Raw genomic sequence first — 20316 nt, forward strand, 5'->3', positions numbered from 1 at the left:
GCATCTCCGCGCGGCGTCACACAGCCGCTGCCGCCGATAGTGGGGATATTGCAACAGGACTCAAGTGAATTCCGCACCATCAGGGCGCGCCGTCTTCACTGGACCTGGCAATTACCCAACGGCTGAGAACGCGGCAGGCGGCGTCGAAATCCTCCATCCGCATCGCCTCGCGCGCATTGTGGCTGCCGAACTGGTTGCGTACGAAAACCAGGCAGGCCGGAATGCCCGCCTGGGCGAAGGCGGCCGTGTCATGCCCACCGCCGGACAGCATCGGCACGAAGGCGACATCCGCCGTCGTCGCGGCCTCGGCCAGTTCGGCATAGACGGCAGCGTCCATCTTGCTCGATAGGCTGCCGCTCTCGGCGCCGAGGTCGAAGCGGACGCGCCGGCTGACCTCGATCTCCTCCACCAGCCGGATCAGCGCGGCATGCAGCAGATCGACGCTGGCGCGGCTCTCGCTTCGCATATCGAGCTCGAACCGCGCCTCGCCGGGGATCAGCGTGAAGCCGGCTTCGGGTGCGGTCGCGAGCACGCAGAAGGTGCAGACGAGAGCATGACCCTCCGTCTCCAGCCGCGCCCATTCGGCATCGAGCCGATAGGCAAGCTCTGCCAGCGCCATCGCCGCATCCTTGCGCAGACGACGGGGCGTGGCGCCGGAATGGTTGTATTCGCCGAAGACCCGCGCTGCGCGATACCGGCGCGAACCCGGAATGCCCGTGACGAGACCAAGCGGAATTTCGCCCTCATCCAGCAGCGGCCCCTGCTCGATATGCAATTCGACGAAGGCCGCCACGGTGTCGACTGTGAGCGTTGCACGACCGGCGCGCACGGCCTCCGGGTCGAAGCCTTCCTCGGCCATATGCGCGGCGAGGGTGCGGCCGTCATCCTGACGCGGCACGTCCAGCGCTTCGGACGGGAGGCGACCGAGCGCGGCCCGGCTGCCGACGTAACTCACGGGAAACCAGCTTCCCGCCTCCTCCGAACGGATCGCCATCACCGTTACGTCCCGCGCCGGTCTGAACCCGGCATGGACAAGGCCGGCGACCACAGACAGACCGGCGAGCACGCCTGCCGCGCCATCGTAATTGCCGCCGGAGCGCACGCTGTCGAGATGGCTGCCGAGGATGATGCGCGGCAGGCCAGGGTCGGTGCCCGGCAAGGTCATATACAGATTACCGGCGTGATCCGGTTCGACCCGCAGCCCAAGCGCCTCAGCCTCCGCCGCGACCAAAGCATGCGCGGCCGTCTCCTTCGGGCCATAGGCTTCGCGCGTAATGCCAAGGCCATCGAAGCTCATGGCATGCAGCGCGGCAAACAGGCGCGGCGCGATGGCGAGATCGGGAAAGAGGTTCGGGCGAGGATTCATGGCAGAAGAGTGCACCGCCCCTTCACGAGGCTCAAGCGGGCGGTCATCATGGGTCAACTTTAGGAGCCCGAACCGAATGACCCCACCCGCCCGGCCGAATTCCACCGCCGCCCGCGACGTCGCCAGCGTCTTCCACCCCTATACCGACGTGCGCGCCCATGAGGCGAACGGCCCGACCATCATCAGTCGCGGCCAAGGCGTCTATGTTCATGACGAGGCCGGCAAACCCTATATCGATGTCGTCGCGGGGCTTTGGTGCGCATCCCTCGGCTTCAGCAACGAGCGGCTGGTGAAGGCGGCCGAGGCGCAAATGCGTGCGCTGCCCTTCTACCACTCCTTCGCCTCTAAAACGCATAACCGCATGATCGAACTGGCGGAGATGCTGCTGGAGCGCGCGCCAGTGCCGATGAGCAAGGTGTTCTTCGCCAATTCCGGATCGGAAGCGAATGACAGCGCCATCAAGATGATCTGGTACTATAATAATGCACGCGGCCTGCATCAAAAGAAGAAGCTGATCGGGCGCATCAAGGGCTATCACGGCGTGACCGTCGCCTCGGCCTCTCTCACCGGCCTGCCCTATAATCACCGCTCTTTCGATCTCCCGCTGCCCGGCTTCCTGCATACGATGACGCCACATTTCTACCACGGCGCCCTGCCCGGCGAGACCGAGGAAGACTTCGCGACCCGCTGCGCCACCGAGCTGGAGACGATGATCCTGGCCGAGGGGCCGGAGACGATTGCCGCAATGTTCGCCGAGCCCGTGATGGGCGCTGGCGGCGTGATTGTGCCGCCGACCGGCTACTTCCCCAAAATCCAGGCGGTTTTGCAGAAATACGACATCCTGCTGGTCGCCGATGAGGTGATCTGCGGCTTTGGCCGGACCGGCAATTACTGGGGCAGCCAGACCTTCGGCGTCGAGCCCGATATCCTGACCTGCGCCAAGGCTTTGTCCTCCGCCTATCTGCCGATCAGCGCGGTGATGGTGAACGACAAGGTGTTTCAGGTCATCGCCGACGAAAGCCATGCCATCGGCACCTTCGGCCACGGCTACACCTATTCCGGCCATCCGGTCGCCGCCGCCGTGGCGGTGGAAACGCTGAAGATCTACGACGAGACCCATATCCTCGATCATGTCGCCGTTGTCGGCGCCCATATGCAGGCCGAGCTGCGCCGGCGCTTCACTGACCATCCGCTTGTGGGTGAAGTGCGCGGCGTCGGGCTGATCGCGGCCATGGAACTGGTCGAGGACAAAGCGACCCATCGCAACTTCGATTTCGGCCGTAAGATCGCGGCGCGGACGACGAAGATCATGGAAGCGAACGGCGTCATCGGCCGCCCGCTGCCTGGCGATGGTCTCGCGTTCAGCCCACCGCTGATCATCACCACGGCCGAGATCGACACGGTGCTGGATGGCGTCGCTAAGGCGCTGGAAACGCTGACGATGGAGCTGCGCCAGGAAGGGTTGAAGCGTGTCGGCTAGACGCACCCGCGTCAAAATCTGCTGCATCGCTTCCGTGGCTGAAGCCGCCATGGCCGTGGCGTCGGGGGCCGATGCGGTCGGTTTGGTGGGGGCCATGCCGTCCGGCCCCGGCCCAATCCCCGAGGACTTGATCGCGGAGATCGCCGGCACCGTGCAGCCACCCGTCGCGAGCGTGCTGCTCACCGCGGCGGAGACGGCCACCGAGATCGTCGCACAGGTGATGGCGGCCGGCGTCACCTGCGTGCAGATCGTGCGCCACATCGACCCGGCGGAGGCGGCCGCCCTCGCCGATCTGCTGCCAAGCCTGCGGCGCATCCAGGTGATCCATGTCGAGAGCGAGGCGGCGCTGACGCTCATTCCGCTCTATGCGCCCCATGCCGACGCCTTCTTGCTCGACAGCGGAAAGCCATCGGCGGCGCAGGTCACGCTGGGCGGCACTGGATTGGTGCATAATTGGGCGATCAGCGAGGCCTTCGTGGAAGCCTCGCCCCTGCCGGTGTTTCTGGCGGGCGGGCTAAACCCCGGCAATGTCGGGGACGCGATCCGCCGTGTACGACCCTTCGGCGTCGACGTCTGTTCTGGTCTGCGGACGGACGGACATCTCGATGCCGTCAAGCTGCAGGCTTTCATGACTGCGGTTACGGCAGCGGACCAGATTCGGACGTAAGGAGGGCAGGCGGTGGCCAAACAATTCCCAGACATCAATGACACGCATCGCGACTTCATGGAGCGGCAGAAGATTTTCTTCGTCGCCTCCGCCGCTGCCGGGACACACGTCAATCTGTCGCCGCGCAGCACGGACTCGTTCCGTGTCATCGATCGCGTCCGGGTCGCCTATCTCGACCGCACAGGGAGTGGCAACGAAACCGCATCGCACCTGAACAACGGCGGCCGCATCACCATCATGCTGTGCGCTTTCGACAGTAAGCCGTTGATCATGCGCTTGTTCGGCGAGGGCATCGTGCATCACCGCACGAGCGACATTTTCCGCGACATCCTGTCGGAGCATTTCGGAGGCACGGCGCCGCTCGGCACGCGGCAGATCGTGACCCTGGATGTGGAAATGTTGCAGACCTCCTGCGGCTTCGGCGTCCCGTTGTTCGATTACGAGGGCGAGCGCCCGACTTTGGACCGTTGGGCGGACGCCAAGGGCGCGGACGGCCTGCTCGCCTATCAGCGGGAGAAGAACCAGATCAGCCTCGACGGTTTGCCAAGCGGCTTGTTCGACCATGAGGATGCCAGCGTTCGGGCGTAGCTTCCAGCCTGGGATGAGTTATATATAAGTATAATTTTTAGGGAGAATTCCCGATGCACAGAGCGATACTTCGGAAGGTCGGCGGCTCGATCATGCTGGCAGTGCCGCCAGCAATGCTCGATCTGCTGCACCTGGAAGCGGGCGCGACTGTGGGCCTAACCGTCGAGTCCGGACGTCTTGTGGTCGAGCCAGCGCAAAGGCGACGGTACAGCCTTGAGGATTTGCTCGCCCAATGCGATCCGACCATTGACGTCAGTGATGAGGATCGGGCTTGGAGCGGAACATGGCCAGTAGGCGGTGAGCTTCTGTAATGGAACGGGGTGACGTGTATCTCGCAGCGCTGGACCCCACGATTGGCCACGAGCAGCAGGGTTACCGTCCGGTCGTGATCGTGTCACCCGGTGCCTTCAATCGCACCACACGGCTGCCGGTCGTCCTGCCCATTACCACGGGCGGGAATTTTGCACGCATGGCCGGTTTCGCCGTCTCACTCACCGACGCCGGCACGAAAACGACGGGCGTCGTGCGGTGCGATCAACCACGCGCCCTCGATCTGTCCGCGCGCGGCGCACGTTACCTGGAACACTTGCCGGCCAACGTCATGGACGAGGTTCTGGCCAAGGTCGTGACCATTTTCGAATAGGTCGGCCGCCCCTGCTTTCGATGCATGGCCCATCACGAAAGGGGCAGAATTCGCACAGGAAGTCGCCATATATGGGACATGAGTGAACAAGGCCCCATCGCCCTGCCGCAGGACCGCCCGCTTCGCATCGTCGGCGACGTGCATGGCGATGCGAGTGCCTTCGCTTATGCCGCGGATACGGACCGCTTCGTGATCCAGCTTGGCGATCTGGTCGACTACGGACCGGATAGCGCCGGCGCCCTGCGCATCATGTTCGACCTCATGGACCGCAATCAGGGATTGTTCCTGCTCGGCAACCACGACCTCAAGCTCGCGCGCCTTCTGCTCGGCCAGAATGTGCGCCTCAACGCTCAACTTGTGACGACGATGGAGCAATTGGATGAAGGCATGCGCACCCGTATGACGGCAGAAGCCGAGCGCGCGCCTCTGTGGCTACGGAGCGGCGACCGGCTGTTCGTGCATGCCGGGTTTCATACGGAGATGCTCAACGGCCCCTCGCCCATATCGCAGATCGGCCGCGCCATCGGCGTGAATGCCCGGGCGCTGTTCGGGGAGCCGACCGGCTATACGCAGAATGACGGCTTCCCTGAGCGGAGCCTGCGCTGGGTGAACCGCATTCCGCCGGGGCTCACAGTCTATGTCGGCCACGATCGCCGCAGCAATGACGGACGCCCGCTGGAAGTGAAATCGCGCAATGGCGGGCGGGCGATCTTCCTCGATACTGGCGCCGGCAAGGGCGGCCATCTGTCCTGGATCGACCTGCCCCCCTTGGAGGGGTGAGGCATTCATATCGATTTCCTAAGTGTCTTGTGCTAATCAACGAGGAGGGTAGGACGTTTTAGCGCCCTACCACCTCCGTGATGGGTTACGCGGCAGAACGAGGCTTCCGACCTCGCCTGTCGAGGCGGAGCGAAATGGTGAGTTCCGCCCGCCATCCCCCCCCGGAGCGCCGCTTTGATGCAGAACATCATTGCTTTCACTCCGAAGTGTCCTCGGCATGATTGCCGGGGACATTCGCAGCATAAAATATCATATCGATTTTGTATCTAAATGGCCGCCGCCGGGAACGTTTTACGTCGAACGCCACGTCGGGCTGTGCTATGTCAAGGAGAAGGGCAGGACGTTTATGGCACCCTGCCCCCTCCGAGTTGGGGCTAGGCGACAGAACGAGGTTTACGTCCTCGTCTGTCGAGGCGGAGCGAAATTCGTAGTTTCGCCCGCCAACCCCATCCCCGGAGTATCGCTTTGATGCAAAGCATCATAGCTCTCACTCCAGAGTGTCTCCAGCGGAATTGCCGAAGACAGCCGAGCATATCGTGTTATTTCGATATCGTTTCTATTTCTTCGCGCCCGCCGGCATGCGGCGTTTGGCATAGAAAGCCGCAACCAGACGCGCCGTCTCCGCCTGGCTCGGCGTCTTGGCTGGCTTATCGACAGGCACGGGCGCGCGGCGGACACGCGGCGCGCGCGCCACCTCCTCATGGCGCGCCGGCGCGCCGTCCATGAGGTCATCGGGAATGTCGGAAATGAAGCGCGAGGGCTTGCTCGCCCATTGCCGCCGCCGGCGCACCCAACTTAGACGGAGCGTCATGCGCGCGCGCGTCAGCCCCACATAAAACAAGCGCCGCTCCTCGGGCAGTGACCCCTCCTCGGCGGCGCGACGGCTGGGAAAAACCCCCTCCTCCAACCCCGCCATGAAGACATGGTCGAACTCCAGCCCTTTGGCGCGATGCAGCGTCATGACCTGAACCGAATCCGGCCCCTCGGGCTCGGCATCGATCAGGCCGAGGCCCGCCTGCTCCGCAAAGTCAGCCACGGTGCCGGCGCGATCGGCGCGCGTGAGCATCGTGGCCCATGCCCGGCGCGTCGCGCCACCCGCGGACAGCGCATCCGCGAGGCCGCCTTCATCGGCGACGATCTTGAGGGCTTCAGACGGCTTGGTGCCGCGCAAGCCGATGCGCTTGCCGACGCGCCTGGCAATCGCCAGCACCGCCTCGAACTCCTGCGTCTCCGCCGGTTCCAGCGGCGCGCTGTGAACACTGGCGGCCAAGGGTTCGCCGATATCGGTGGCGTGCTGCCGTAAACGCGCGAAGGCCGCGCCGCCGATGGCGCGCTTGGGCATGGCGCAGGTGCGGCGAAAGGCGTCATCGGCCGCAGCGTCCCAGACCTCACCGTCACGCCCGGCGGGATGCACGCTCATGGCAAGACGCAGCCAGGCGATGGCGGCCAGAACTTCTCGCGGCGGCTCGATTTCGCGTTCACTGACCAGCATCACGGGCAATCCCGCCTCCCGCAGGGCCTCCAGGATCGGCTCCGCCACGAAGCCGGCGCGCACTAGCACGGCGAAGGCCCGCAGCGGCAGGTCCGCGTTCCGCTTGCGGTATGCACGCACCCAGCCGACCACGGCGCGGCCCTCATCCTCGGAGGTAGCACTTTCCGTCACGAGAATGGCGGCGCCGGCCTCCCCATCCCGATCTGCCGGCCGCAGCGTCTTCTTCAGCGCGTCCGGGTCCTGCGCCGCCACGGCATTCGCCGCCAGCAGGATGGTGCGCGTGGAGCGGTAATTCGTTTCGAGCTTGATCGCCGGGCCGGCGGCCGGAAAATCCTGCGCAAATCGGCGCAGATGCGTCACCTCGGCGCCGCGCCAGCCATAGATCGACTGGGAATCGTCCCCCACCGCGAAGACGCGGCCATGGCCGCCCGCAAGCAGGCGCAGCAACCGGTGCTGGGCGCTGTTGGTATCCTGATATTCGTCGACGAGGATTTCGCTCCAGCGACCGGACCAGCGCTCGGCCAGGGCGGGGTCGGCGGCCATGGCGCGGGCCGGCAGAATGAGCAGATCGTCGAAATCCAGCGCGCGCAGGCGTTGCAGCTCAGCGGCGTAGGTCGGCAGGATCGCGCTCGCGTCGGCAAGGACTGAGGGCTCGAAGCGCGCGAAGGCGGGACCCTTGGGCGGCTTGGCGCCGGGCTCGACACCATAGTTGCGGAGCAGCGACATCGCCTCATGCAGGCCCATCAGCAGCTTGGGGTCGCGCACCCCGGCGACCTGGCCGAGCGTCGCGCGCGACCGTGCGGCATCGAGAATGGCGAAGCCGCGCGGCAGATCCGGCACAGCGCCGGCATCCTCGGTCAGTAGCCGCGCCATGCAGGCGTGGAAGGTGCCGACCCAGCCGGGCGCCTGGCCGCCGAGGCGCGCAGCCATACGGGCCCGCATTTCGCTCGCCGCGCGATTGGTGAAGGTGATGCAGAGGAGCCGGTTCGGCTGCTCGTTCCGCGTCACGATGAGGTCGATGGCGCGACGCGCTAAGGTTTCCGTCTTGCCCGAGCCGGCGCCGGCGAGAACGAGTTGCGGCGCAGAGGCAGCCACTGCCGCGCGCTGCGACTCGTTCAGTCCCTCAAGATGATCAGCCATGCCGCTCGCTATCACGGGGATCGGTCGCGCGTCAGGGGCAGCGGCGGGCGGAGGCCGCCGCCCAGGCCGGTGGTGGATCGGCGCGCCGACCTAAAAGCGCTGCCAAACCCTGGGCGACCGCGATGGAATGCCGCAACTGGCACTCCTCCACGAGGTGATCCTGGCTGTCGAAAAAATCCGCGCGGGGATAGCGGCCGGCGTTCGCGAGTGCCAGAAAACGGCCGCCGTAGAGACCCGCGAGCGTGCTCTCGAGTCGCGGGTCCGGCGGCGCGTCCGCGAATTCCGTAGGCCAGCCACCGAAAACGCGGACGTCGTGGGCCTTCGCCCAGACGAGGAAGGCCGCCACCTCCCGGCTGCCGTAGCCAGCGGCGATCGCGTCCGGCGTCGGGTCGATACGATGCAGGCTGGCGAGGAAGGCGCGATTGCCGAGGCCGGCCTTGAGGGTACGGCCAACGCCGTCCCCGGCGGCGTCGATCTGAGAGGACGCCGTAGCGAAAGCCGGATGCAGCAGGAGCGCCGCGTCCTCGATCAGTCCCAACACCGCGTCCTTCATGGTCGCGGAGAAAGCGGCGGCGATCCAGCGTGCGGGTGAGAGGCTCGCCAGCGTGACGCGGTCGTGACGGAGCATGATGGCGGCGTCAGGGCCTTCCCGCACCTGCGCGGGCGTGACGATATATTGTTGCAACTCCAGTGGCATATACACGGTATCGCCGGCGTGCAGCAGCGGCGTCCAGCGCGCGAATTGGTAGTCGAGGCCGAGACCGACACCGACGCCGCCATTGACGCAGGGCAGCCGCAGCATCGGCCCAATGACGCCGCAGCGGTGCGAAAACACGGCGTTGGAACCGGCCAGGATGACGAGCTTCGGGCTTGGCAGATGCGCGGCATAGGCGAGCTTGGCGTCGATCTCCCGCCGCAGCAGCCCGAGGCTCAGCGGCCGATCGAGCATCAGAGCGAAGAGCAGCACATAGAGCCCTACGGACGCGAGGAGCAGGCCGAAGACGGCAGCGAGCTTGCGCATCAGAAGCGGAAATAGAGGAAGGGCGTCGCCGCGCCTGCGAAGAACAAAGCCTGGAGCGTGAAGCCACCGCCGCCCAGCAGCGCCCAGGCGCGCAGCCTGGGCGAGGTCTCATGCAGGTGCGGCAGGCACAGCACGATGATCCAACCCAGGAGTAGGATGCCCGTGGCGTCCGGCAAGGCCAGGGTGCGCGCATCCCCCAGCGCCGCGAGCACGGGCACCGACTGCCCGACGCGGCCAAGGATGGGCATGAGGGCGATGAGCGGGGCGGGAAAGGCCAAGCCATGCCAGCCCGCCATGCCACACAGCATCGACCCGGCGCTGGTGAGATCATGAGCCCGGAAGGGCACCCAGGCGACGATCACCGCGACCAGCGTCAAAGCCTGGGCGAGCGGCGCAGGCAGCCGCGCCCATCCAGGTCTCAACCCCTGCCAGATCTGATGGAGCATGAGATACGCCCCGTGCAATCCGCCCCAGAGCAGGAACTTCCAGGCGGCGCCATGCCACAGGCCGCCGAGCAGCATGGTGATCATGAGATTGAGCAGCCGCCGTGGCTCGCCGTGCCGGTTGCCGCCGAGTGGAATATACAGGAAGTCGCGCAGGAAATGGCTCAGCGTGATGTGCCACCGCCGCCAGAAATCCTGGATATCCCGCGCTTTGTACGGGCTAGCGAAGTTGATCGGGAAGCGGATGTTGAACATCCGGGCGATGCCGATCGCCATGTCCGAATAGCCCGAGAAGTCGAAATAGATCTGCAGCGCGAAGGCGAGGACGGCGTACCAGGCCTCGATCGCCGTGAGGCTCGCGCCGCTGGCGGCGGCATCGAAGCCACGATCGGCGAGAGGGGCGAAACTGTCCCCCAGCACCAGCTTCTTGGCGAGGCCGAGGAGAAAGAGCATGAGCCCCTCCGCGACCGCATCCGCCTGGAAACCGATGCCGCTGGCGCGTTGAAACTGCGGAATAATCTGGGAGGGCCGCACGAGCGGCCCGGCGATCAGATGGGCGAAGAAGGCGATGCAGGCGGCGTAAGGCAAGAAGCGCTCGCCTGGGCCGCCATTCCGGCAGGCCGAGAGATACATGATCTGCTGGAAGGTGAAGAAGCTGATGCCCAGCGGCAGCGCGACATGGGGATTGGGCAAGCCGAGCAGGGAGGCCGCGAAGCCAGCATATTTGAACAGACCGAGCAGAGTGAGATTTGCCGCAATGCCTGCCGCGAACCAAGTCGCGCCCTGTCGTTGGCCCAGCCAGAAATTGGCCAGGATCGAGCCCGCGAGCAGTGGCAAGTCCCACGGATTGCCCCAGCCATAGAACAGAAGACTCGCCGCCAGGAGGAATATCAAAGCCGCACGGCTGCCCCAGCGGTGCCCGATGCAATGGAAGCCCAGCAGCGTCAGCGGCAGGAAGGCAAGGACGAAAAGGGGGGTGCCGAAGAGCATTTCCCCCAGTGCGCAGACTGTATTCGTTCCGTATACAGAATAATGAGGGCGCGCGACGCTTTGTCATCGTCGACGCGGGTGCTATAGGCGCGCCGCATCCGGCCCCGTGCGCCTGCCGATGCGTGAGAGAGACCCATCGTGACAGACGATCTGCCGCCCAACCCCGCCCTCCTTCCGGCGGGCCTGCGGGACCTGCTGCCGCCCGACGCCGAAATCGAGGCGCGTTCCATCGAGGCGATGATGGAATGCTTCGCCGCGCACGGCTATCAGCGCGTCAAACCGCCTTTGGTTGAGTTCGAGCACAGCCTGCTCGCCGGTTCCGGCGCTGCCGTCGCAGAACAGACCTTCCGGCTGATGGACCCCGACAGCCAGCGCATGCTGGGTGTCCGTGCCGATACCACGCCGCAGGTGGCCCGCATCGCCAATACGCGCCTCGCCGGCGCCCCTCGCCCGCTGCGGCTGTCTTATGCCGGGCAATGCCTGCGCGTGCGCGGCAGCCACCTGGCGCCGGACCGGCAAGTGGCCCAGGCGGGCATCGAGCTGATTGGCTCGGACGCCGCCGAGGCAGACGCCGAAATCGTCCTGGCGGGGGCCGAGGCCCTTGCCGCCATCGGCCTTACCCACGTGAGCTTCGATCTGACCATGCCGACCATGGCGGGCCTGCTGTTGGATAGCGAGGCCTTCACGCCACAAAGCCGCGCGGCGCTCGCCCATGCCTTGGACCGCAAGGATGTCGCCGCTGTCACCGCTCTCGGTGGCCGGCTCGCCGCGACGCTCACGGCGCTGCTTCTGGCGGCTGGCGAGGCTACGCCAGCGCTCGAAGCCTTGGCCGCAGCCGACTTGCCGCCCGAGGCGCGTGCCCTCGCTGACCGCCTCGCGGCCGTGGTCACGGCCATTCGTGCGCGCGCGCCGGCGCTGCGGCTGACCATCGATCCGCTCGAATTTCGCGGCTTCCGCTATCACACCGGTCCCTGCATCACGGTCTATGCCCTCGGGCATCAGCAGGAGCTGGGTCGCGGCGGTCGTTACGTCAGTGGTGAGCGCGAGCCCGCGACCGGCCTGACCCTATTCCCCGATGCGATCCTGGAGGTCGCGACCTCTCCCGCGCTGCGGCCCCGGCTGTTCCTGCCGCATGGGTGTGCGGCCGAGACGGCAGCGCGGTTCCGCCATGACGGGTTCGCCACGGTCTCGGCTCTCGACGAACCTGCCCCCGGCGGCGCACCCTCCGACGCGGATGAGGCGCGGCGCCTGCTGTGTACCCATGTCATGCGGGACGGCGTCGCCGTTCCCCTGAGCTGAATAGACGGAGCGTCTTCTGTTATGGCGAATGTTGCGATCATCGGCGCCCAGTGGGGCGATGAGGGCAAGGGCAAGGTTGTGGACTGGCTCGCCAGCCGCGCCGATGTCGTGGTGCGCTTCCAGGGCGGCCACAATGCCGGTCATACGCTGGTCGTGGGTGACCAGACCTATAAGCTGTCGCTGCTGCCCAGCGGGCTGGTGCGCGGCAAGCTCGGCATCATCGGCAATGGCGTCGTTATCGACCCGGAAGCGCTGCTGGCCGAGATCGCGCGCCTCACCGCGCAGGGCCTGGTCATCACGCCCGAAACGCTGCGCATCGCAGAGAATGCGCCGCTGATCCTGCCGCTGCATGGGGCGCTCGACCGTGCGCGGGAAGCGGCGCGTGGCGAGCACAAGATCGGCACCACCGGGCGCGGCATCGGTCCCGCCTATGAGGACAAGGTGGCGCGCCGCGCCATTCGCGTCTGTGACCTCGCCGAACCCGAGACGATGTCGGCGAAGCTCGACGAGTTGCTGCTGCATCACAACACGCTGCTGCGCGGCCTCGGCGCGGAGCCGTTTGAGAAGTCGGTGCTCCTCGCGCGCCTGCTGGAACTCGCGCCGCTTATCCTGCCGTTTGCCGAACCGGTGTGGGAGCGGTTGGACGAAGCCCGGCGCGCCGGCAAGCGCATCCTGTTCGAAGGCGCGCAGGCGGTGATGCTGGACGTCGATCACGGGACCTATCCCTTCGTCACCAGCAGCAACACGGTTGCGGCGACGGCGGCTTCGGGCTCGGGCGTCGGCCCCGGCGTGGTCGGCACGGTGCTCGGCATCGCCAAGGCCTATACGACGCGCGTGGGGTCAGGCCCCTTCCCGACCGAGCTGTTTGATGAGACGGGCCGTCTGCTTGGGGAGCGCGGCCATGAATTCGGTACGGTCACGGGCCGGCCCCGCCGCTGCGGCTGGTTCGATGCGGTGATGGTGCGGCAGGCGGTGAAGGTGGGCGGCATTCAGGGCCTGGCGCTGACGAAGCTCGACGTGCTGGACGGGCTGCCGGAGCTAAAGGTCTGCATCGGCTACCGAATCGGCGGCCAGACGGTACGTCATCTGCCGGCGGCCCAGGGCGCGCAGGCCGCAGCCGAACCGATTTACGAGACGATGGAAGGCTGGTCAGACTCGACGCGCGGTGCGCGCAACTATGCGGCGCTGCCGGCCCAGGCGATCAAATATGTGCGACGGATCGAAGAGTTGGTGGAATGCCCAGTGACCTTGCTCTCCACCAGCCCGGAGCGCGACGATACCATCCTCGTGAAAGATCCGTTCGAGGGTTAGCGGCAAAGCCGCCCTACGACTTGCCCTAGAAACAAAAAAGCCCGGTCGCTGATGCGCGACCGGGCTTTTTGTGTTCGATCAGAACCAGCGTCAGCCCTGGCGGGCCTTCATGCGGGGGTTCTTCTTGTTGATGACATAGACGCGGCCACGGCGGCGCACCACGCGGCAGTTCTTGTCACGGGTCTTAGCCGAACGGAGAGAGTTGCGCACCTTCATAACGTAAGCCCGATCTTGGCAAAGCCGGAACCGCTGGGCGGCCCGGGCAGGAGTTTTTCATATGAGACCAGAGACGGTTCCCCGCCCCTGTCGTCGTGGTCGGGTGAATAAGGAGGTGCTGAGGCGCTGTCAATGAACGGCACGACCCTCGCCGAGAATAGCTGATACCCCACACTTGACGCGAGACCGGAACACCGCGAAGGGGCGCGCGGGCATGCAGCATGTCCCTTCCTTAGCAGCAGGATTCCCCCGTTCATGGCGCAAAAGATCGACGGCAACCGGATCGGCTTTCTCGCCATCTCGTTTCTTCTCGTCTGCCTGGTGGGGCTGTTCGCGAGCTACGCCACGCCGATTCCCTTCGCGCGGGGCTTCCTGCGTGAGCAGGCCTTCGACGACGCGCTGGCGACGGCCGGCAAGCCTGACCAGCAGGCGCAGCTCGCGGCACTGAGCGACCGGCTGGGCGAACAAGCGGATCTGGTCATCAAAGGCCCGGGCGATCTGGTCGACCGTGTGGCCCGCGCCCGTGCAGAGGCGCGGACGCAGATCATGGGTGAGGCCAAGGCCGAGGGGACGCAGATGCGGCTGCTGATCATCGTAACGAGCATCGTCTGTGCGATTTTCGGTATGGCGCTGTCCGGCGCTGGGCGGGTTCGATAAGGGGTGGGCCCAACGAACAAAAACAACCGTCATTCGCGGACTTGATCCGCGCATGACGAGATGGATTGATGTGCGTGGATGACGATAGAGCTTTGGCGCTCACGCCCCGGCGGGCGGCAGGCGCATCCAGCCCGGCACCTCCGGCGTCAGCCAAGCCTCCCCGCAGCGCAGGTGCGGCGCGCTTAGGCTGTCGAGCCTAAGCACCGCCAGCCCGCGACTGCCGGCGGCGGATCGCATGCTACCGACATCGCGCACATCGCTCACGACAATGGTGCCGGGCGCGGGCGTCGGGCCATCGATGCGAACCGGCACCAGCCGGCGCTTGAGCAGGCCGCGGTAGCGCGTGCGCGCCGTGAGTTCCTGGCCCATGTAACAGCCCTTGGTCCAGGAAATGCCGTTCAACTCATCGAAACCGGCTTCCAGCAAGACCGTCTTCTCGGCTTCGAGATCACGCGAGCCGTCGGGCAGACCCATCGCCACGCGATACTCATCCCAGTCGGCCGCCGTCGCACTCTCCGGCAACGGCGGATCGGCGAGAATGCGCCAGCCTGCACTCTCCAGCCTCGGGTCAGCGGCGACGATGGCGCTGCCCGTCTCCGGCGGCGGGCCGCCCCAGGCGACCTGCACGGACCAAGCCAGCCGCGTGATCGAGACGCGGGACCGCAGCTTGTAGCGCAGCACCCGCGTGGCAATCATCTCGGCCTGCGCCGCTTCGACATCGAGCAGCAGCCGATCGGCCTCGGCAAAGACGAAGAAATCGGCGAGCCATTTGCCCTGCGCGGTCAGCAGCGCGGACCATAGGGCGATGCCGGGCGCCGCGAGCGCCATATCCTGGGACACCAGGCCCTGGAGAAAGGCGATGCGATCTTCGCCCTCAACCGCCAGAACGGCACGATCGGCCAAGGTGGCAAGCTTCGTCATGTCTTCCGCTCCCATCCCTTGGCGCCCTGTTGCCAATAGCTCAACTGATGCCCAAGCGCCTTGGCGGCAATCCACCGCGCACGCGCGGCAGCTACGGCAGCTTCGTCATTACCGTCGAAGAGGTCGAAGACCCGGTCGAATTCCGACACGCGCGCACTCGCGCTGCCGTCGATCAGGAACAGGAACCGCGCACCATTCGGCGCCTCATCCGCCTCCGTCAACCAGATCGGCTGGTCCTCGGCATAGCCGCTGGCGGCCGAGCCATGGGGCAGCCAGTCCGGATTGGGGCAAAGCCACAATGCGGTATCGAGAGCGGCCAGCCGCTCGGCACTGCCGCAGAGCACGACGGCACGCTGGCCGGCTGTCAGCGTGCGGCCGAGCAAAGGTGGCAGCGCCTGATCGGTCGTGGTTCGCGTCAGATGATAAAAGCCGATCTCCGCCATCCCAAACCCTTACGGGTGATCCGGGTCTTCGTATCGCAGCGCGATCAGCCGGTCCAATAGCCGGACACCGAACCCGGTCGGGCCCTTGGCATAATGGGTGTCGGCCTCCTCCCGCAGTTCCGTGCCGCCGATATCGAGATGCGCCCAAGGGGTTTCGGTCACGAAGGCGCGGATGAAAGCGGCGCCGAGGCTCGCATCGGGTACCATCCGTCCGTCGATGCACTGCTTGATGTCGGCGATGTCCGAGACCAGGGCCTCCCGGTCGCCCTCCGTCACCGGCATCCGCCACAGCCTCTCCTGCACCGCTAGGCCGGCGGCGGAAAGATTGGCCGCGAGCACGGCATCATTGTCGTACAGTCCCGCCATCTCATGGCCGAGCGCGACCACGACGGCACCGGTGAGCGTCGCGAGATCGATGACGGCGCGCGGCTTGAAGCGCGCGATGGCATAGGAGATGGCATCGGCGAGGATCAGCCGCCCCTCGGCGTCGGTGTCGATGATCTGCACCGTCTGGCCGTGATGGCTGCGAATGACGTCACCGGGCCGGTAGGCGTCGGCACCGATCATGTTTTCTGCGAGCGCCAGAACCGCGACTACGGGCGCAGGGGATTTTCGGCGGGCGATCGCCAGCATCGCACCGACGCATGCGGCGGCGCCGGCCATATCGCCACGCATGTCCCACATGCCATGGGCGGGTTTGATGGAAATGCCGCCGGTATCGAAGGTCATGCCCTTGCCGACGAGGGCGACCGGCGCGAGAGGCAAAGCCCCCGGCCAAGTCAGAATGCCGAGCGCCGGCGGATTAGCCGACCCCCGCCCTACCGCCGCGAGAAGGCCCAGCCGCTCACTCGCAAGACCCTCGCCCGAGATCACCTCGACTCCGATCCCAGCCTCTTCGAGCAGGGACAGCCGCCGCAGGAAGGCCGCCGGAGTCAGGCTGTTGGAGGGTTCGGCCACCAGATCACGGGCAAACCCCTGCGCCTGGTTCATGTCACGCGCCGCGAGCCAGCGCCGCCCGACGCGATCGGGGTCATCGACGATCAGGTCGATTCGATTGATGGCCGGCTCTTCCTCCGCCGGCGCCCCCTGGCGATGGACGGGAAAGCGCCAGGCGCGCTGTGCCGCGCCCACGGCTAATCCCACCGCAAGGGCACGCGGCAGGCCGCGACCGTCGATCGCGAGATGCGCCCGGTCGGACACAGTCGCCGCCGCACAAGCGCCGGCCGCTTCCGCATCCGCCTCCTTGGCGTCCCGGCCGAGGCCAACGAGAAGCACGATCCGCGCGTCATTGCCCGAAGCCGCATGGCCGTTCAGGCGCAAAGTTTCATCCGGCTTGCCGGTAAACCCCGCGATCTTTGCGACTGTCGCAAAGGCGGCCGGCACGGCGCCCCTCATCACGGGCAATACCACGGGCAAGCACGGCGTCAGCGCCTCTGCGCCGATCAGCCTCAACTCTGGTGAAGGCATGAGCTGGTGTCTCAGGCCTCGTAATGATCGCGGACCAGGCGATCGAGGAGCCGAACGCCATAGGCGGTCGCGCCCTTGGGCACGGTGCCATTGTCTTTGGACGACCAGGCCATGCCGGCGATATCGAGATGCGCCCAGGGCTTGCCATTGACGAAGCGCTGGATGAACTGCGCCGCGATGATGGCGCTGCCGTGCCGTCCACCGATGTTCTTCATATCGGCAATGTCGGACTTGATCTGCTTGTCATAGGCATCGCCCATGGGCATCCGCCACAGCTTCTCACCGCTCGCGATGCCGGCGCCGAGCAGCTTCTGGCTCAGCTCCTCATCATTGCTGAACATGCCGCCATGTTCCTGGCCGAGGGCCACGATGATGGCGCCGGTGAGCGTCGCGAGATCCACCATGAAGGCCGGATCGAACTTTTCCTGCGCATACCAAAGCACGTCGGCCAGCACGAGCCGGCCTTCGGCATCGGTGTTCAAGACCTCGATCGTCTGGCCGGAATAGCTCGTCACCACATCGCCGGGGCGCTGCGCCGTGCCGGAGGGCATGTTCTCGACCAGACCGACCAGACCCACGGCATCGACCTTTGCCTTGCGGCCGGCGAGCGCGGCCATCAGGCCGATCACCGCGCCGGCGCCGGCCATATCCCACTTCATGTCTTCCATGCCGCCGGCCGGCTTGATGCTGATGCCGCCGGTATCGAAGGTGACGCCCTTGCCGACGAAGGCGAGCGGCTTCTTCTGCTTGCCCTTCCCGGCGCCGTTCCACTCCATCACCACCATGCGCGGTTCGCGCACACTGCCATAGGAGACGCCCATCAGGGCACCGAAGCCTAGCTTCTCCATCTCCTTGGGGCCAAAGATCTCGACCTTCACGCCGAGCTTCGTCAGAGCCTTACAGCGCTCAGCCATTTCGGCCGGAAACAGCACGTTCGGCGGCTCGCTGATCAGGTCCCGGCTCAGGAAGATGCCTTCGGCCACGGCCTTCAGGGGCGCATAGGCGGCGCGGGCCTTGGAGGCTTCCTCGGCTTGGATGGTGATGCTGGTGAGCTTCGGCTTGTCCTCGGCCTTTTCCTTGGTGCGGTAGAGATCGAAGCGATAGGCGCGCAACACCGCACCAAGGCCGAGATGGGCGGCCTCTACCGGCGTCAACCCGTCGGCGATGACGGTCACCGCCGTCTCCTGCGACAGGGTAGAGGCAATGGCGCCGCCCGCTTCCTCGACCGTGATGCCGGTCAGTTCCGCGCGTTTGCCGAGGCCGACGGCCAGCACGCGCGTGAGCCCATCGACCGGCGCGAGGAGCAGGCAGGTCTTGCCCTTCTGGCCCTTGAACCCGGCCACCGCGAGGGCACGGGCCACCGCGCCGCCGGAGGCTTCATCCAGCGCCAAGGCCGCGCCGGTCAGCGTCTCCTCCTCGGCAAGCAAAATGGCAATGGCCCCCGCCTTAGGGGTGACCGGCTTGGCGAAGACGATATCGAGCATGAATTTTCCTAAGCGGCATTCTGCGAAACGGACGCGTCAGCGATAAGACTACCACCTGTCCGGCGCTTTGCCATGCCCGACCGCGACGTCTATCACGCTCGCATGAAGACTCGCTATTCCGATGAGGCGCTGCTGCAACTGGCCGTTCAGCTCGCGACGGATGCCGGCACGCTCATCCTGGGTCTGCGTGCGCGCGGCTTTTCCGTGACCGCGAAGGCGGATCGCTCCCTCGTGACCGATGCAGACAATGCTGCAGAAGTGTTCATCCTCGACGGCCTGCGCCGCGCGGACCCCCAGGTACCGGTGATTGCAGAGGAAGAGTCGGCCGCCGGCATTTCACCGGATGCGGAACATGAGTTCTGGCTGGTCGATCCGCTGGATGGCACGCGTGACTTCGCCGCCGGACTCGATGATTTCGCCGTCAATGTCGGCTTGGTCCGTCATGGCCGGCCGGTTCTTGGCGCGGTCGGGGTGCCCGCGCGCGGCGCTGTCTATTTCGGCATGGCGGGACAGGCGTTTCGGCGCGACTTGCACGGCGAAACCCGGATCGAAGCGCGCAGCCCGCCCCCGGAAGGGCTGACCCTGCTGGTGTCGCGCTTTCACGGCGACACCATGCCCGCGCTGCCCCCGGGTTTGGAGAGCCACGCCATCGCCCATGTCACGCGCATGGGCTCGGCCGCGAAGTTCTGCCGAGTGGCCGAGGGCTCGGGCGATCTCTATCCCCGGCGCGGCCGCACGATGGAGTGGGACACGGCGGCGCCGCAGGCCGTGGTGGAGGCCGCCGGCGGCGCCCTTCGCCGGTTGGATGACGATACCGTTCTCACCTACGGCAAGCCCGGCTGGGAAAACCCGGGCTTTTATTGCCGCGGCAAGTGACCCTCCGTCTCCACGATAGCGCGTCGGGGGTGGCACAGGCCGCAGCGCTGCTGCGGGACGGCAGCCTCGTCGCCTTCCCGACCGAGACCGTCTACGGCCTCGGCGGCGATGCGACGTCCGAGGCGGCGGTCGCCGCCATTTTCGCAGCCAAGAACCGGCCGAGTTTCAATCCGCTGATCTGCCACTATGCGAGCGCCGACGCCGCCTTCACCGACGTCATCCCGACCGCGACCGCACTCCGTATCGCGGCCGCCTTCTGGCCCGGACCGCTGACGCTGGTGCTACCGCGCCGGGCCGGTAGCCGCGTCTCCCTCCTCGCCGGCGCAGGCCTAGACACGCTGGCGGTGCGGGTGCCGGCGCATCCCCTCGCCGCCCGGCTACTGGCCGCCGCGGGCCGCCCGGTCGCCGCGCCCTCGGCTAATCTATCGGGGCGCGTCAGCCCGACCACCGCCGCCCATGTGCTCGACGGGCTGGACGGTAGAATTGCCGCCGTCATCGACGGGGGTGCTTGTGCCGTGGGTCTGGAATCGACGGTGCTGGACCTCAGCGGACCGGTGCCGATGCTGCTGCGCGCTGGCGGCATTCCGCTGGAGACTCTGCGCGACCTGCTGCCGGAGATCGCTGAGGCGACGCATGGCGGCACGGCACCGCGTTCGCCCGGCCAGATGCTGTCCCATTACGCGCCCGACCTGCCCCTGCGGCTGGGGGCTCAGACCGTGGCAGCAGACGAAGCGCTGCTCGCCTTCGGTCCCGCGATTGCGGGCGGCGCGCTGCAATTCAGCCTCAGCGATAGCGGCGATGTGGTGGAGGCGGCGACGCGGCTGTTCGCAGGCTTGCGATATCTGGACGCCGAAGGACGGCGATTGGGGCTGCGTGGCATCGCCGCTATGCCCATTCCCGAAATGGGCCTCGGGCGGGCACTCAATGACCGGCTAGGCCGCGCGGCCTGCGCTCAGCCAGAGTAAGTATTAACAATACATTGATCACGACCGCCCGCGCAGCGTAACTAAGCTCTTCTTAACATCTGGAAGA

The 20316-nt window shown here is 66.3% G+C and carries 19 protein-coding genes; 10 read left to right on the plus strand and 9 right to left on the minus strand.

Features of this window, described 5'->3' with window-relative positions; all coding sequences use genetic code 11:
• Positions 1-79: 79 nt before the first annotated feature.
• On the minus strand, positions 80-1366 hold the full coding sequence (locus tag QP803_RS13775) for a hydantoinase/carbamoylase family amidase (protein WP_284944039.1): 1287 nt from the start codon (positions 1364-1366) through the stop codon (positions 80-82).
• A gap of 76 nt (positions 1367-1442) precedes the next feature.
• Between QP803_RS13775 and QP803_RS13780 the strand changes: the two genes are divergently transcribed.
• From QP803_RS13780 to QP803_RS13800, 5 genes are all read left to right on the plus strand, one after another.
• Positions 1443-2846 (plus strand): aspartate aminotransferase family protein, encoded by a 1404-nt coding sequence (locus QP803_RS13780; protein ID WP_284944040.1) that lies wholly within the window; start codon positions 1443-1445, stop codon positions 2844-2846.
• On the plus strand, positions 2836-3513 hold the full coding sequence (locus QP803_RS13785) for a phosphoribosylanthranilate isomerase (RefSeq protein WP_284944041.1): 678 nt from the start codon (positions 2836-2838) through the stop codon (positions 3511-3513). Before QP803_RS13780 ends, QP803_RS13785 begins: the two co-directional genes overlap by 11 nt.
• Positions 3514-3525: 12 nt before the next feature.
• On the plus strand, positions 3526-4101 hold the full coding sequence (locus tag QP803_RS13790) for a pyridoxamine 5'-phosphate oxidase family protein (protein ID WP_284944042.1): 576 nt from the start codon (positions 3526-3528) through the stop codon (positions 4099-4101).
• Between the two features lie 310 nt (positions 4102-4411).
• Positions 4412-4744, plus strand: coding sequence for a type II toxin-antitoxin system PemK/MazF family toxin (locus tag QP803_RS13795; protein WP_284944043.1), 333 nt, complete (start codon positions 4412-4414; stop codon positions 4742-4744).
• Between the two features lie 78 nt (positions 4745-4822).
• Positions 4823-5524 (plus strand): metallophosphoesterase, encoded by a 702-nt coding sequence (locus QP803_RS13800; RefSeq protein WP_284944044.1) that lies wholly within the window; start codon positions 4823-4825, stop codon positions 5522-5524.
• Positions 5525-6080: 556 nt separating this feature from the next.
• On the opposite strand, the gene QP803_RS13805 is transcribed toward QP803_RS13800, so the two are convergent.
• From QP803_RS13805 to QP803_RS13815, 3 genes are read right to left on the minus strand one after another with little or no spacing between them, the layout of a single operon-like run.
• The gene (locus QP803_RS13805) at positions 6081-8156 is read right to left on the minus strand and encodes an ATP-dependent helicase (RefSeq protein WP_284944045.1); all 2076 of its coding nucleotides are present in this window, start codon (positions 8154-8156) and stop codon (positions 6081-6083) included.
• Between the two features lie 31 nt (positions 8157-8187).
• Complete coding sequence (locus tag QP803_RS13810; RefSeq protein WP_284944046.1) at positions 8188-9177, minus strand: hypothetical protein; 990 nt, start codon at positions 9175-9177, stop codon at positions 8188-8190.
• Positions 9177-10610, minus strand: a complete 1434-nt coding sequence (locus QP803_RS13815) for an MBOAT family O-acyltransferase (protein WP_284944048.1) — start codon at positions 10608-10610, stop codon at positions 9177-9179. The genes QP803_RS13810 and QP803_RS13815 overlap by 1 nt, the downstream gene beginning before the upstream one ends.
• A 138-nt stretch (positions 10611-10748) precedes the next feature.
• On the opposite strand from QP803_RS13815, the gene QP803_RS13820 reads away from it, so the two are divergent.
• Positions 10749-11909: an ATP phosphoribosyltransferase regulatory subunit gene (locus QP803_RS13820; protein ID WP_284944049.1), complete on the plus strand. Its 1161-nt coding sequence runs from the start codon at positions 10749-10751 to the stop codon at positions 11907-11909.
• Positions 11910-11930: 21 nt separating this feature from the next.
• On the plus strand, positions 11931-13220 hold the full coding sequence (locus tag QP803_RS13825) for an adenylosuccinate synthase (protein ID WP_284944050.1): 1290 nt from the start codon (positions 11931-11933) through the stop codon (positions 13218-13220).
• A 90-nt stretch (positions 13221-13310) separates the two neighbouring features.
• Here QP803_RS13825 and ykgO read toward each other — a convergent pair whose 3' ends face one another.
• The gene (gene ykgO, locus QP803_RS13830) at positions 13311-13436 is read right to left on the minus strand and encodes a type B 50S ribosomal protein L36 (RefSeq protein ID WP_227306753.1); all 126 of its coding nucleotides are present in this window, start codon (positions 13434-13436) and stop codon (positions 13311-13313) included.
• A 255-nt stretch (positions 13437-13691) separates the two neighbouring features.
• Between ykgO and QP803_RS13835 the strand changes: the two genes are divergently transcribed.
• Positions 13692-14093 carry a hypothetical protein gene (locus QP803_RS13835; RefSeq protein ID WP_284944051.1) on the plus strand — a complete coding sequence of 134 codons (402 nt, stop codon included), beginning with the start codon at positions 13692-13694 and terminating at the stop codon, positions 14091-14093.
• Between the two features lie 99 nt (positions 14094-14192).
• Here the strand turns inward: QP803_RS13835 and ygfZ are convergent, their stop codons facing one another.
• Genes ygfZ through QP803_RS13855 form a run of 4 tightly spaced genes read right to left on the minus strand, consistent with a single transcriptional unit; the run spans position 14193 to position 18408 of the window.
• Positions 14193-15014, minus strand: a complete 822-nt coding sequence (ygfZ, locus tag QP803_RS13840; protein WP_284944052.1) for a CAF17-like 4Fe-4S cluster assembly/insertion protein YgfZ — start codon at positions 15012-15014, stop codon at positions 14193-14195.
• Complete coding sequence (locus QP803_RS13845) at positions 15011-15457, minus strand: DNA polymerase III subunit chi (protein WP_284944053.1); 447 nt, start codon at positions 15455-15457, stop codon at positions 15011-15013. The genes ygfZ and QP803_RS13845 overlap by 4 nt, the downstream gene beginning before the upstream one ends.
• A 9-nt stretch (positions 15458-15466) precedes the next feature.
• Complete coding sequence (locus QP803_RS13850; RefSeq protein WP_284944054.1) at positions 15467-16924, minus strand: leucyl aminopeptidase family protein; 1458 nt, start codon at positions 16922-16924, stop codon at positions 15467-15469.
• 11 nt (positions 16925-16935) lie between these two features.
• Positions 16936-18408, minus strand: a complete 1473-nt coding sequence (locus QP803_RS13855) for a leucyl aminopeptidase (protein WP_284944055.1) — start codon at positions 18406-18408, stop codon at positions 16936-16938.
• A 72-nt stretch (positions 18409-18480) separates the two neighbouring features.
• On the opposite strand from QP803_RS13855, the gene QP803_RS13860 reads away from it, so the two are divergent.
• A complete protein-coding gene (locus tag QP803_RS13860; protein WP_284944056.1) occupies positions 18481-19284 on the plus strand; it encodes a 3'(2'),5'-bisphosphate nucleotidase CysQ family protein in 804 nt (267 codons plus the stop codon).
• Positions 19281-20249 carry an L-threonylcarbamoyladenylate synthase gene (locus QP803_RS13865; RefSeq protein WP_284944057.1) on the plus strand — a complete coding sequence of 323 codons (969 nt, stop codon included), beginning with the start codon at positions 19281-19283 and terminating at the stop codon, positions 20247-20249. Before QP803_RS13860 ends, QP803_RS13865 begins: the two co-directional genes overlap by 4 nt.
• Positions 20250-20316: the final 67 nt, after the last annotated feature.

This window comes from Acidisoma sp. PAMC 29798 (assembly GCF_030252425.1).
In the GTDB taxonomy this organism is placed as follows: domain Bacteria; phylum Pseudomonadota; class Alphaproteobacteria; order Acetobacterales; family Acetobacteraceae; genus Acidisoma; species Acidisoma cladoniae.

Coding starts and splice junctions, on each gene's coding strand:
- QP803_RS13775 (WP_284944039.1), bottom strand. CDS start 1,366: ATGAATCCTCGCCCGAACCTCTTTCCCGATCTCGCCATCGCGCCGCGC.
- QP803_RS13780 (WP_284944040.1), top strand. CDS start 1,443: ATGACCCCACCCGCCCGGCCGAATTCCACCGCCGCCCGCGACGTCGCC.
- QP803_RS13795 (WP_284944043.1), top strand. CDS start 4,412: ATGGAACGGGGTGACGTGTATCTCGCAGCGCTGGACCCCACGATTGGC.
- QP803_RS13800 (WP_284944044.1), top strand. CDS start 4,823: ATGAGTGAACAAGGCCCCATCGCCCTGCCGCAGGACCGCCCGCTTCGC.
- QP803_RS13805 (WP_284944045.1), bottom strand. CDS start 8,156: ATGGCTGATCATCTTGAGGGACTGAACGAGTCGCAGCGCGCGGCAGTG.
- QP803_RS13810 (WP_284944046.1), bottom strand. CDS start 9,177: ATGCGCAAGCTCGCTGCCGTCTTCGGCCTGCTCCTCGCGTCCGTAGGG.
- QP803_RS13815 (WP_284944048.1), bottom strand. CDS start 10,610: ATGCTCTTCGGCACCCCCCTTTTCGTCCTTGCCTTCCTGCCGCTGACG.
- QP803_RS13825 (WP_284944050.1), top strand. CDS start 11,931: ATGGCGAATGTTGCGATCATCGGCGCCCAGTGGGGCGATGAGGGCAAG.
- ykgO (WP_227306753.1), bottom strand. CDS start 13,436: ATGAAGGTGCGCAACTCTCTCCGTTCGGCTAAGACCCGTGACAAGAAC.
- QP803_RS13835 (WP_284944051.1), top strand. CDS start 13,692: ATGGCGCAAAAGATCGACGGCAACCGGATCGGCTTTCTCGCCATCTCG.
- ygfZ (WP_284944052.1), bottom strand. CDS start 15,014: ATGACGAAGCTTGCCACCTTGGCCGATCGTGCCGTTCTGGCGGTTGAG.
- QP803_RS13845 (WP_284944053.1), bottom strand. CDS start 15,457: ATGGCGGAGATCGGCTTTTATCATCTGACGCGAACCACGACCGATCAG.
- QP803_RS13850 (WP_284944054.1), bottom strand. CDS start 16,924: ATGCCTTCACCAGAGTTGAGGCTGATCGGCGCAGAGGCGCTGACGCCG.
- QP803_RS13855 (WP_284944055.1), bottom strand. CDS start 18,408: ATGCTCGATATCGTCTTCGCCAAGCCGGTCACCCCTAAGGCGGGGGCC.
- QP803_RS13860 (WP_284944056.1), top strand. CDS start 18,481: ATGCCCGACCGCGACGTCTATCACGCTCGCATGAAGACTCGCTATTCC.